Origin of the sequence: Streptomyces sp. NPDC050703 (genome assembly GCF_040654435.1) — a bacterium.
GTDB lineage: Bacteria > Actinomycetota > Actinomycetes > Streptomycetales > Streptomycetaceae > Streptomyces.
This window is the reverse complement of the sequence record NZ_JBFAHX010000002.1, coordinates 235,206-246,939: the sequence shown is the minus strand read 5'-3', so window position 1 is coordinate 246,939 and position 11,734 is coordinate 235,206. Positions and strand designations below refer to the sequence as shown.

Here is an 11,734-nt window from a genome sequence, read left to right as displayed (position 1 = left end):
CCGCGTTCGCGGGGCACACGTACGACACGGAAGAACACCTGGGAGGGACCTGTCGTGTCGCAGCCGGAAGCCCGCTGTGTGAGAACCCTGCTCGCCCGCTACGCCGACGCGCGCATCGCGCTCGCCGAGAAGCCCGACCCCGTGCGCCGCCGGCGGCTGGCGGAGGTCGTACGGGCCCTCTGCGAGGCCACGGGCACCCGCACGGTCACCGAGGCGATAGCGGCGGCCGACGACATCCTCGCCGCGGCGAGGCGCCCCGCGCCCCGCCCCCGGCCGTCCCGCACCGGCGACGGCCTTGTCGCGGCCTGAGACCGCGGGACCGGGCCGGGGAACGGCGCGCACCGCCGTCAGCCCCGCGGGGGCCCATCGGCAGACGGGCCCGGCGGACCGGGGAGGTCCAGGTTCTCGTGGACGACGGCATGGGCGAGCAGGACGGGATCGGTGTCGCGCGCGAGGGCGTGGGCGCGCAGGAGCGACAGGGCCCTTCCCGGGGAGATGGAGTTCCGGTAGCTGAGCATGCCGACGGCCTGGTGGATCACCGCGTGGCTCGGTACGAGCCAGGCGTCGTCGGGGTTCTCGCCACCCTGGCCGGAGGACGGCCCGGCGGGCGGGGAGAACAGCAGGATGTCGGCGGCGGCCGCATGGGTCTGGGCGACGTCGAGGTCCGCGGTGGACGCCGGGCCCGCCCTGTCGCGGTAGAGCGTGAGGACGACGGCGGCCGACCGGTCGGACGTGAAGCCGGTCCGCGCGAGCAGGGCGTAGAGCGCCCGGATGCCGTGCTCCCTGGCCCGACGGGCGAAGACCGGCCACTGGCGCGCTTCGTCCGCCACCTCGACGTCGTCGACCGCGACCGGCCCGCCCCGGTACAGGGCCTGGACGCACGGCCCCTCCCCCAGGCTGATCTGGAGCGATTCACCCGGCCCCGCGAGCTCACCCGCCGCGGACAGCGACACCCGCTGCCCGTGGCCGCCGTCGGCTCCCAGCGTGAGCCCCACCGAGTACTCGCCGCGCACCGCCGAACGGCACGCCTCGCCGATGAGGCGCGCCGGATGCGACCTGCCCGCATAACGGGCGGCGAGGTCCGCGGCCCGGGGCCCGTGCCCGGTCATGGCCCCGCCGATCGTGGGACGGGCAGAGGGACGGCCCGTGTGTGTGCGGCCATGGCTGCTGTCCGTTCGTGGGCTCTCACCGCCGGTACCGCCCCGAGCGGACCCGCTGACGCGGGGACCGGCGGCCTGCGTCGCCTCGCGCGGCGCGCTCCTATTTTACGCCGCTCTCCCGTCCGCCAACAGGCGGACGGGAGCGAGCAATCGCGGCCGCTCGACCGGCCGCATACCCCTCGGGCCGACTAGACTGGCCACTATCCGGAACCGGCACCTGCGCCGCAGGGCGCCTTCTCCGAAGCGGCTGGGTTGGAGGTGCGACGTTGCCGGCCAACAGTGACCTGGCCGTCGTCCTGGCGAGTCTGCGTCCCGCCCCGGGCAGTGCGACGTTGCTCGGTGCCGATCCGCGTCTGTGCGCCCAGGTCCTGGGAGTGGACGGCGTCGCCGTATCGGTGGCCACGGGCAGCGGCATGAGCGAACTGGTGTGGTGTTCCGGCGAGGTCAGCGCCCGGCTGGAGGACCTCCAGTTCACCCTGGGTCAGGGACCGGGACCGGAGGTGACCGTGTCCTGCGCGCCGGTCTTCGAACCGTACGTGGCCCGCGTCCCCGACGACCGGTGGCCCGCCCTGCTGCCGGAGATGACGGCACTCGGCGTCGGCGCGGTCTTCGGCTTCCCGCTGCACGTCGGCTCCGCCTGCCTGGGCTCCCTGACCCTGCAGTGCTCGGTCCCCGGCCCACTGGCGGACGCCGCGGTGACCGACGCCTGGCTCGTGGCGGGCGCGCTGACCGCGGCCCTCCTCGGAGGCGGTCGGACGCAGGACGCCTTCGCCGAGGCGGACGAGGGATCGGACTTCTACCGCGCAGCCGTGCACCAGGCCACCGGCATGATCAGCGTGCAGGCGGACGTGTCCCTCGCGCAGGCGCTTCTGCTGCTGAGAGCCCATGCCTTCCGTCACGAACGTTCCGTGGTGGAGGTCGCCGACGACGTGGTGGCCAGACGACTGCGCTTCCGAGAAGATGAGGCCGGACCGGGAACGGTTGCCGGTGAAGGGACTGACGGGCCATGACGCGCGAGGAGAAACTGTTGGCGGCCATGCTCGATGCCGTGGACACGCTGGTCGACGACTTCGACCTGATCGATTTCCTGCACCACCTCTGCGACCGGTGCGACGAACTCCTCGACGTGTCCGCCGTCGGCATCATGCTCACCGACCCGCACGGCGGCCTCCAGCTGATCGCGGCGTCGAACGAACACGCCCGGCTTCTCGAACTCTTCGCGCTGCAGGTCGATGAGGGGCCCTGTGTGGAGACCCGGCGCACCGGCACCGCCCAGCTGAACATCGCCCTCGACTCCCCCGAGGAGACCGCCGGGTTCCCGCGCTTCGCCGCACACGCCAGGGAGGCGGGCTTCCGCACGACACACGCCCTGCCCATGCGCCTGCGCCAGCAGAACGTGGGCGCCCTGAACCTCTTCGACACCCAGGCGCAGCGACTCGGCGACTCCGACGCGAAGGTGGCGCAGGCGCTCGCCGACGTGGCGACCATCGCCATCCTGCAGCAGCGCTCCCTCGCGCACAGCAACGTCGAGCGGGCCCAGCTGCGGGCCGCGCTGTCCAGCCGGGTCGTCATCGAGCAGGCCAAGGGCATCCTGGCCGAACGCTGGCGGACCACACCCGACGCGGCGTTCGAAGCCCTGCGCCGCCATGCGCGCGCCCACCAGCTGCCGCTGACCGTCCTGTGCCGGGAGGTCATCGACGGCTCCCTCGATACCTCCGTCATCGAGCACCCCTGATCGCGCGCGACAGGGACGAGCGATGAACGACGACCAGTACGCGGCGGCATGGCAGCGGGTCAGTGACTCCGCCGCTGCCGGGGGCCCGACGCTGGAGACCGCCCTCCGGGCCTGCGCCGACGACCTGGACGCCGACTTCGCGGGCGTCACCCTGGTGATCGCCGGAGAGCTGCGCCTGATGGCGTGCGCCACCGACGAGCGCGCCCGCCTCGCGGAGGACGCCCAGCTGGTGGCCGGAGAGGGGCCGTGCACCGACGCGTACACGAAACGCCGCTCCGTGGAAGTGCCCGACCTGGACGACGTGGTCACCCGGTGGCCCGTCTTCGTGCCCATCGTCCTTGAGCAGGGCGGCCGCTGCGTGCTGGCCCGGCCGCTGGCCATCGGGGGCACCCAGATCGGCGCGATGGACCTCTACCGTTGCGAGCTCCGCCCGTTCACCCCGGAGCAGAAGAGCCGGAACGAGGCCTACGCGCGCATCCTCGCCCTCCTCGCGGTGGACGAGCACCCGCATCTGCTGACCGCCTGGTCGCGGCCCACCGCGCGCGGCCCGCAGGGTTACCCGCCGGTGGTCCACACAGCGGCGGGCGTCATCGCCGCGAAGTACGACCTCACCCCTGACGACGCCCTGGCCCGGCTGCGGGCCCACGCCTTCGGCCACGACCAGACCCTGCTGCGCACGGCCCAGGACGTCATCGACGACCAGTGTCTGGACTAGGGCGTGGCCGGCCGGGGCCCCGGCCGGTGATCACCGGTACCGCCGCGTTCGGGCCGTGCCCCGGTGGACGTACGCGGCCGCCTGGTCGCGCCCGGATTGCGCCCGCATGGATGTCTGGACCCGGGGCACACGGTGGGAGCACGACACGATGCAGCGCCGCCGCTCGAGCGACCGGCCTGACACCTCCGCCCCTCCCCGGGCAACGGACCGGAAGAACTTGACGATCGGAGCCGTAATGATTGTTCTTGGCGCCATCCTGCTCATCATCGGCCTGCTGGCCGGCATCTCCCTGCTGACGACCATCGGCGGAGTGCTCGTCGTGGTCGGCGCGGCGCTGTGGATCCTCGGCGCGACCGGGCGCGCGGTGGGTGGCCGCAAGCACTACTTCTAGGGGCCTTTGGCCCCTCTCCAGGGCGGTCCGGCCCCCTTTCCGGGGGCATACGGCCCCCTCGACGCGTAGACCGAGGTGCGTCCCCGTTCACGGGGGCGCACCTCGTCTTTGGGTGGGGGCGCGGCCCCCGTGGCGGTGCCTGGCACGGCAACGGTCACCGGTCTTTCCACCCGGCCCCAAAGGTTGAGCACAAATTCAACACATCCCCTCTCCATACCGGCGCCGATGGTCTAGATTGACCGTGCTTCAGCTGTTCGAGCACGAGGCGACCAACATTGATCTATAGGTCCGGCGCTGCGGACAGCCAGCAGTCATGTCCCCGCGCCAGACGTGGGGGTGATCGGTTTTGGAGCCCGAGGGGGGTCTTGGGTGCGGGGGCGCCCAGGGTTCCGACGGGTCTCCGCGTACCTCGCGGGCCTGGCAGGGCATGCGATTCCGCTGCCGCCGGGGCGAGTTGTCCACATAGCGCTCACACGACCAGAACGTCATGCGCGGAAGGCGGGGGCCTGCCGCGCGAGTGAACGGTGCGGCACGGGAGGCGGAGCCTTCCCGGGGGGAGGAACAGCACACGGGGGGCGGGGGCCTCCCGGGGGGAGGGGCAGTGTTAGGCGTACCCGTCGAATCACTGGGAACCTGGGGGGTTCTGTGCGGCAGGGGGGATTAGTCAGCCCGTTATCGTCGGCGCGCGGGCGTCTGGCGGACGGGACCATCAGCAGCCGGCCCGCGATCGACTGGGAGCAGCGGTACCGCCGTACCGTGATCACCAGCGATGCCGTGACCACCGCCTTCGTGGTGGCGTCGATCGGCATCTTCTTCGGTGCGAGGGACGCGGCCAACTGGCACGAGAAGTGGGGCATCCTCGCCTTCGGGACCGAGGTGCTCGTCCTGGGGGCGCTCGCGGTGAGCCGTGCGTGGGCCCCGGCCGTACTCGGCCAGGGCGCCGAGGAGTTCCGGCGGCTCGGGCGCTCACTGTTCACGGCGGTCGTCGTGCTGGCGCTCGGCGGGATCGCCCTCACCTCGCGCAACATCAAGCTCTGGATCTTCGTCGCGGTGCCCGCGATCGCGCTCGTCACCATGACGGCGCGGTATCTGCTCCGCCTCTGGCTGCACAAGCAGCGCAAGGAGGGGCAGTGCCTGAGACCGGTGCTCGCCGCGGGGAGCCTGGCCACCGTGCAGGACCTGATCACCAGGGCCCGCAAGTTCCCGCACCTCGGCTGGCGCGTGGACGCGGTGTGCACCACGGACGGTCTCGGCACCGAGGGCGACCAGCTGGACGGGGTGCCGGTCGTCGGCCGCCTGTCGGACGTCGCCAACCACGTCCGCCGCGACGGCTACCGCGTCGTCGCGATCACCCCTGACCCGCACTGGTCACCGGACCGGTTGCAGCGTCTCGCCTGGAACCTGGAGGGCAGCGACGCGGAGATGGTCGTGGCGCCCGTCCTGATGGAGGTCGCGGGACCGCGGCTGCACGTCGACGCGGTGCTCGGGATTCCGCTGCTGCGGGTCAGCATGCCGACCTTCACCGGCGGCCGTCGCGCGGTCAAGGGAGTCGTCGACCGCCTCGGCGCGGCGGTCCTGCTGCTCCTGTTCGCACCGCTGATGGTGCTCGTCGCGCTCCTCGTGCTGGCGGACAGCCGGGGCGGGGCGCTGTACCGCCAGCGCAGGGTCGGCAAGGACGGCCGCGAGTTCACCATCTACAAGTTCCGCACCATGGTCACCGGTGCCCACGGGGCACGGGCCGAACTGGCCCACCGCAACGAGGGCGCGGGCCTGCTGTTCAAGCTGCGCAGGGACCCGCGGGTGACCCGGGTGGGAGCGGTGCTGCGCCGCTACTCGCTCGACGAGCTGCCGCAGCTGTTCAACGTGCTCACCGGGTCGATGTCACTCGTCGGCCCGCGGCCCCCGCTGCCGGAGGAGTCGGCGGCGTACGGGCCGGACATCCGGCGCCGTCTCCTGGTCAAGCCGGGCCTCACCGGCCTGTGGCAGATCAGCGGACGCAGCGACCTGCCGTGGGAGGAGGCGGTCCGGCTCGACCTGCGGTACGTGGAGGACTGGTCGCTCGCCCTGGACACAGTGATCTTGTGGAAGACGCTGCGTGCGGTGATCCATGGGCAGGGGGCCTACTGATGTGCGGCGGCCGGCATCCGGCCGGCGCATGGACCGCGGGCCCGCAGGGCCCGCCTTGGGGGGACGGGTCATGAGAGTCAGTGTTTTCGGGCTCGGCTACGTGGGCTGCGTGTCGGCCGCGTGCCTGGCCGGCATGGGGCACGAGGTCGTCGGGGTCGACGTGAACCAGGTGAAGGTCGACCTGGTCAACGACGGCAAGGCCCCGGTGGTCGAGGAACGGATCGGTGAGCTGATCGCCGACGTCGTGCGGACCGGGGCGTTGCGCGCCACCGGCGACGTCCGCGAAGCGATCATGGACAGTGAGGTGTCGCTGGTCTGCGTGGGCACGCCGTCGGAGCCCAACGGCAGCCTGTGCACCACGTATCTGGAGCGGGTCACCGAGGAGATCGGCGCCGCGCTCGCGGAGCGGGGCGGGCGGCACACCGTCGTGTTCCGCAGCACCATGCTCCCCGGCACCTGTCTGGACCTGCTGGTGCCGATCCTGGAGAAGTCCGTCGGCGGCACGGCCGGGGTGGACTTCGGGGTCGCGGTCAACCCGGAGTTCCTGCGCGAGGGCACGAGCGTGCGGGACTTCTTCGACCCGCCCAAGACCGTCATCGGCGAACTCGACGCGGCCAGCGGCGACGTGGTGGCCGCGCTCTACGGCGACCTGCCGGGCGAGGTGTTCCGGGTGCCGGTGCCGACGGCCGAGGCGATCAAGTACGCGGACAACGCGTTCCACGGCCTCAAGATCGGCTTCGCGAACGAGCTGGGCGCGGTGTGCCAGGCGCTCGGGGTGGACTCGCACCAGGTGATGGACGTGTTCCTGGCCGACCGCAAGCTCAACATCAGCCCCGCCTACCTGCGTCCCGGCTTCGCCTTCGGCGGCTCCTGCCTGCCCAAGGACCTGCGCAGCCTGGTCCACGCGGCGCAGCGGGCCGACGTCTCGGTGCCGATCCTCTCGCACGTGCTGCCCTCCAACTCCGCGCATCTGCAGCGCGCGGTGGAGCTGGTGGAGCGCACCGGCAAGCGCCGGGCGGGCCTGTTCGGCCTCTCGTTCAAGCCCGGCACCGACGACCTCCGCGAGAGCCCGCTCGTCGAGCTGGCGGAGCGGCTCCACGGCAAGGGTTACGACCTGCGGATCTACGATGCCAACGTCAGCCTCTCGCGGCTGCTCGGCGCCAACCGGGAGTACATCGAGACCCGGCTGCCGCACCTCGCGCACCTCCTCGCGGACTCCGTGGAGGAGGTGCTGGAACACGCCGAGGTGTGCCTGGTCGGGACCAGGGACCCGGCCGTCCTTTCGGCGCTGCCCCATGGCGAGGGCCCGGTCATCGTCGACCTCATCCACCTTCCCGACGCCGATGCGCGCCGGACCGAACCGGGGTACGTGGGCCTTGCTTGGTGACATGTCGTCGAGTGACGGGACCGGCGGCGCCCGGCGGGGCCGACGCGCGCTGATCCTGGTGGAGAACCTGTCGGTGCCGTTCGACCGGCGGGTGTGGCAGGAGTGCACCACCCTGCGCGACGCGGGCTGGGAGGTGCACGTCATCTGCCCGCGGGGCGCCAAGCGGGACACGGAGCCGGAGGCCGTGATCGACGGGGTGCGAATACACCGCTACCCGTTGCGCGCGGCCACCGGCGGCCCCGCCGGCTACCTGCGGGAGTACGGCTCCGCGCTGTGGCACACGGCCCGGCTGGCCCGCAAGGTCGGCCCGGTCCATGTGGTCCACGCCTGCAACCCGCCCGACCTGCTGTTCCTGCCGGCGCGGTGGCTGACGCGGCGCGGCGCGCGGTTCGTCTTCGACCAGCACGACCTGGTGCCGGAGCTGTACCTCTCCCGGTTCGACCGCGGCGAGGACCTGCTCTACCGCGGCGTGTGCGCCCTCGAACGGCTGACCTACCGGGCCGCGGACATCGTCCTCGCCACGAACGAGAGCTACCGGGACGTCGCGGTGCGCCGTGGCGGCAAGCGGCCGGAGGACGTGTTCGTGGTGCGCAGCGCGCCCGCCACCGACCGGTTCCGACCGGTGCCGCCCGACCCCGGGCTGAAGAGGGGCAAGCCCCATCTGCTGTGCTACCTCGGCGTCATGGGCCCCCAGGACGGCGTCGACTACGCCTTGCGGGCCCTGGCGAAGCTGCGCGACGAGTTCGGGCGTACCGACTGGCACGCGGTGTTCGTCGGCGGCGGCGACGCCTTCGACGCGATGGTGGAGCTCTCCCGGCGGCTCGGGCTCGACGGGCAGGTGGAGTTCACCGGGCGCGTTCCGGACGCCGACCTGGTGCGCCACCTGTCCACCGCGGACGTGTGCCTCTCCCCCGACCCGCGCAATCCGCTCAACGACGTGTCGACCATGAACAAGGTCCTGGAATACATGGCGATGGGCCGGCCGATCGTCTCCTTCGACCTGAAGGAGGCGCGGGTCTCCGCGGGTGACGCCGCCGTCTACGCGCCCGACGACGACGAGTCCGCGTTCGCCGGGCTCATCGCCGGGCTCATGGACGATCCGGAGCAGCGGGCCCGGATGGGCAAGATCGGCCAGGAGCGGATCACCGGGCGGCTCTCCTGGCAGCACTCGCAGGCGTCGCTGCTCGCCGCCTACGACGCCGCCTGCCGCGGTCGCGCCCCGGCGCGCGGCCCGTTCCGCCCGAGGAAGAGGCCGCGTCGTTGAGCGAGGACCCGATACGCCTGGTCACGATCGGGCGAATCCTCCGCCGGCGGTGGCGACTGCTCGCCGCCGTCGCCGTGCTGGGCGCGCTCGTCGGCTACGGCGCCTCGGTGCTCTTCCCGCCGCGCTACACGGCGTCGGCGTCCGTCCTGCTGCCCGGGCAGTGGGAGGAGCGCGAGCTGCTGACCCAGGTGGACATCGCGACCAGTTCGGCGGTGGTCGACCGCGCGGCCGCGAAGCTCGGCGAGCGGGACGCCGGCGGCGGGCTGCGGGACCGGGTGAGCGCCGCGGCCGCCGACGGCAACATCATCAAGATCTCCGGCACGGCCGGCACCCCGGAGGGCGCACAGCGCCTCTCCGACCGTATGGCCAGGGAGTTCGTCACGTTCGCCGCGCGGATCACGGGCGGCGACGAGACCGACCCCGAAGCCGCCACGGGGCCCGAGACGCTGCGGGAGCGGGTCAGGGAGACCGATCGCCGCATCACCGACCTGGCCGACGCCGCGGACCCGGGGCGGACCGTGGAGAGCGTGCAGGCCCGCACCTCGCTGGAGAAGCTCCGTACCTCGCTGGAGGAGGCCATGAAGAAGCTGGAGGAGGCCGACCCGGCGTCCGACAAGGCCGGCATGGTCGTCATGGGCCCGGCGGCCCGGCCCACCGGCGAGGCACCGCCGACGAGGACGCAGCTCATCGCCGGCGGGGCGCTGCTGTTCTTCCTGCTCGCCGTCATCGGCCACCTCACCGCCGCGCGGATGAACCGCAGGCTGCGCAGCGAACCGGAGATCGCCGCGGCGCTCGGCTCGACGCTCGTCGGCACCGTCGACGTGCCCGCCGAACCGCGTACGGACCGCCCCGCGGGCAACGGCGTCCTCGCCCGCGTCCGCCGGTTCCTGGGGCTCGGCACCCGGTGGGACATGCCCGCGCCGCGGGCGTCCGGCGACGAGGCCGGAAGGCGCATCCGCTACCGGCGGGTGCACGCCCGCCTCCGGGAGCGGCTGCCCGCTTCCCGGCGGCTGCTGGTCGTCGTACCGGAGGACGACGAGATCGCCCGCAGGGCCGCCGGGCGGCTCGTCACCGAGGCCGAGAACGACCAGCCGGCGAGCACCCCGGGCCGAGGGGGTCCCGTGCTGCGGGTGGTGGAGGTTCCGGTGTCCCAGCCGGTGGTGCCGGACCGCGGCACCGAGTCCGGTGCCCTGGTCGTGCTCAGCGCGGGCAGCCGGACCGCCGACGAGCTGACCGGTATCGCCGAGGCGTGCGCGGACGGCAGGCACGAGGTCGTCGGCGTCGTCATCGCCGACGCGGTCCGGGTCCGTCCCGCGCGGGACGCCGCCCGCCCTCCGGAGAACGCCGCTCCGGCGCTCGCGGCGCGCGGCCACGGAACGGGGGGTTCGGGGTGACGACGAGTACGACCGCGGAGTCGCCGGAAGCCGCTCCGCTGCTGAACCTCCAGGCGCTGGTGGTGGCGGTGCGCAGGCGCCGCCGCCTGTGGTGCTGCCTGGCGCTGCTCGGCATGCTGCTCGGCGCCGCGGTGGCCGTCGCGCTGCCGCCGCCGCCGACCGCGATGACGAAGCTCCTCGTCACCCACCAGGAGGACCAGCCCAACGACACCGGCACGCTGATCCGCACCGACATCGAGCTGCTGGGGACCACGCGCATCGCCGCCAAGGCCCTGGACGCCCTGGACTCCGCGGAGAAGCCGGAGGACTTCATCCAGGACTACCGGGGCACCGGGCTGACCAACAACGTGCTGCGGATCGACGTGACGGGTGACACCGAAGCGCAGGCGGTGGCCCGCGCCGAGGCCCTGGCGGACGCGTTCGTCGCCGACCACGTGCGGCGGATGCGGGAGACCGCGAAGGCCGAGGCCAAGGCGCTGCTCGAACAGCGTGACCGGATGCGGGACGAACTCACCGAGGTCAACGAGGCGATCGGCGACCGCACGCCGGAGAGCGACCCGGAGGCGTCGGCGGCCATCGAGTCGCTGTTCGCCCGCCGTGCCGAGCTCAACTCGCGGATCGCCGACTTCGACCAGCGGGCCGCCGAGGCGCGTACGGGCACGCCCAAGCTCATCGCCGGTACCCAGATCGTGGACGCCCCGCGCGTGGTGCCGCACTCACTGCCGAGGACCGCCGCGGTCAACGGGGCGATCGGGCTCGTCCTCGGGCTCGTCGCCGGGCTCGCGCTGGCCGCCGTCGGCGCGGTCGTCGCGGACCGCCCGGTGCTGCGCCGGGAGATCGCGGCGAACCTGGGCGCGTCGGTCGTCGCGGAGCTGCGCCGCACGCCCCGGCTGTCGGTCCGGCGGTGGCGCGGCCGCCGGACGCGGGCGGCACGGGCACGGCTCACCACCACCCTGTACCGCGCCGTGCGCGGCTCCGCGGAGCCGGTGTCCTTCCTCGAACTGGGCTGCGCGCGCGACACGGGCGCGCTCGCCCTGGACGTCGCCGGGGCACTGGCCGCGGAGGGCCCCGTGGCCGTCGTCGACGGCCTGCCGGGCGGGGGCCTCGCCGACAGCCGGCGCCGGCCCGAGGACCCGTCCGTGGTCAGCGTTGAGCGCGCCGCGGCCCTGGCGCGTCAGGTGCGCAGGATCGGCGTGGGCTCGGTCGCGCCCGGCACGGCGTGGACCGATCTCCGCCACCTCGGTGCGCGGACCGTGCTCGTCGTACGGGCCGGGCACGGCAGCGCGGCGTGGCTGCACACCGTGGCACGGCAACTCGCCGACCTGCGCGTCCCGGTGATCGGGGTGGTGCTGATCGACCCCGACCCGCGCGACAGGACCGACGGCACGCTGTGGGACGGGCTGCACACCGCGCTGCGCGGCCACCACGAACGGCCGGCCCGGCAGAACGACGAAGGCACCTCCCACGCCGTCGGGGCCGTGGGAGAGGGCAGGCACCGGACGGAACGGCCGTTGCTGCCGGCCGCACGGGTCCCGGACAGCGACCAGGAGGTGCGGTAGAC

The 11,734-nt window shown here is 73.3% G+C and carries 11 protein-coding genes; 10 read left to right on the top strand and 1 reads right to left on the bottom strand.

Going from position 1 to position 11,734, the window contains the following annotated elements; genetic code table 11:
- Window positions 1-54: 54 nt before the first annotated feature.
- Window positions 55-309, top strand: a complete 255-nt coding sequence (locus AB0I16_RS02705; RefSeq protein WP_363247473.1) for a DUF5133 domain-containing protein — start codon at window positions 55-57, stop codon at window positions 307-309.
- A 38-nt stretch (window positions 310-347) separates the two neighbouring features.
- Here AB0I16_RS02705 and AB0I16_RS02700 read toward each other — a convergent pair whose 3' ends face one another.
- Window positions 348-1,109 (bottom strand): ANTAR domain-containing protein, encoded by a 762-nt coding sequence (locus AB0I16_RS02700; RefSeq protein WP_363247472.1) that lies wholly within the window; start codon window positions 1,107-1,109, stop codon window positions 348-350.
- Between the two features lie 317 nt (window positions 1,110-1,426).
- Here AB0I16_RS02700 and AB0I16_RS02695 point away from each other — a divergent pair, with 317 nt between their 5' ends.
- The 9 genes from AB0I16_RS02695 (at window position 1,427) to AB0I16_RS02655 (ending at window position 11,732) form a co-directional block, all read left to right on the top strand.
- Window positions 1,427-2,170: a hypothetical protein gene (locus AB0I16_RS02695; RefSeq protein ID WP_363247471.1), complete on the top strand. Its 744-nt coding sequence runs from the start codon at window positions 1,427-1,429 to the stop codon at window positions 2,168-2,170.
- Window positions 2,167-2,895 (top strand): GAF and ANTAR domain-containing protein, encoded by a 729-nt coding sequence (locus AB0I16_RS02690; RefSeq protein ID WP_363247470.1) that lies wholly within the window; start codon window positions 2,167-2,169, stop codon window positions 2,893-2,895. Before AB0I16_RS02695 ends, AB0I16_RS02690 begins: the two co-directional genes overlap by 4 nt.
- 22 nt (window positions 2,896-2,917) lie before the next feature.
- On the top strand, window positions 2,918-3,610 hold the full coding sequence (locus AB0I16_RS02685; RefSeq protein ID WP_363247469.1) for a GAF and ANTAR domain-containing protein: 693 nt from the start codon (window positions 2,918-2,920) through the stop codon (window positions 3,608-3,610).
- 235 nt (window positions 3,611-3,845) lie between these two features.
- Entirely contained in the window at window positions 3,846-4,001 is a 156-nt protein-coding gene (locus AB0I16_RS02680) for a hypothetical protein (protein WP_363247468.1), read from the top strand.
- Window positions 4,002-4,646: 645 nt separating this feature from the next.
- On the top strand, window positions 4,647-6,128 hold the full coding sequence (locus tag AB0I16_RS02675) for a sugar transferase (RefSeq protein WP_363247467.1): 1,482 nt from the start codon (window positions 4,647-4,649) through the stop codon (window positions 6,126-6,128).
- A gap of 70 nt (window positions 6,129-6,198) precedes the next feature.
- Window positions 6,199-7,515: a nucleotide sugar dehydrogenase gene (locus AB0I16_RS02670; RefSeq protein ID WP_363247466.1), complete on the top strand. Its 1,317-nt coding sequence runs from the start codon at window positions 6,199-6,201 to the stop codon at window positions 7,513-7,515.
- A gap of 1 nt (window position 7,516) precedes the next feature.
- Window positions 7,517-8,779 (top strand): glycosyltransferase family 4 protein, encoded by a 1,263-nt coding sequence (locus AB0I16_RS02665; RefSeq protein ID WP_363247465.1) that lies wholly within the window; start codon window positions 7,517-7,519, stop codon window positions 8,777-8,779.
- Entirely contained in the window at window positions 8,776-10,173 is a 1,398-nt protein-coding gene (locus tag AB0I16_RS02660; RefSeq protein WP_363247464.1) for a Wzz/FepE/Etk N-terminal domain-containing protein, read from the top strand. The genes AB0I16_RS02665 and AB0I16_RS02660 overlap by 4 nt, the downstream gene beginning before the upstream one ends.
- On the top strand, window positions 10,170-11,732 hold the full coding sequence (locus AB0I16_RS02655; protein WP_363247463.1) for a Wzz/FepE/Etk N-terminal domain-containing protein: 1,563 nt from the start codon (window positions 10,170-10,172) through the stop codon (window positions 11,730-11,732). The genes AB0I16_RS02660 and AB0I16_RS02655 overlap by 4 nt, the downstream gene beginning before the upstream one ends.
- Window positions 11,733-11,734: the final 2 nt, after the last annotated feature.

Coding starts and splice junctions, on each gene's coding strand:
- AB0I16_RS02685 (WP_363247469.1), top strand. CDS start 2,918: ATGAACGACGACCAGTACGCGGCGGCATGGCAGCGGGTCAGTGACTCC.
- AB0I16_RS02670 (WP_363247466.1), top strand. CDS start 6,199: ATGAGAGTCAGTGTTTTCGGGCTCGGCTACGTGGGCTGCGTGTCGGCC.
- AB0I16_RS02690 (WP_363247470.1), top strand. CDS start 2,167: ATGACGCGCGAGGAGAAACTGTTGGCGGCCATGCTCGATGCCGTGGAC.
- AB0I16_RS02680 (WP_363247468.1), top strand. CDS start 3,846: ATGATTGTTCTTGGCGCCATCCTGCTCATCATCGGCCTGCTGGCCGGC.
- AB0I16_RS02700 (WP_363247472.1), bottom strand. CDS start 1,109: ATGACCGGGCACGGGCCCCGGGCCGCGGACCTCGCCGCCCGTTATGCG.
- AB0I16_RS02665 (WP_363247465.1), top strand. CDS start 7,517: ATGTCGTCGAGTGACGGGACCGGCGGCGCCCGGCGGGGCCGACGCGCG.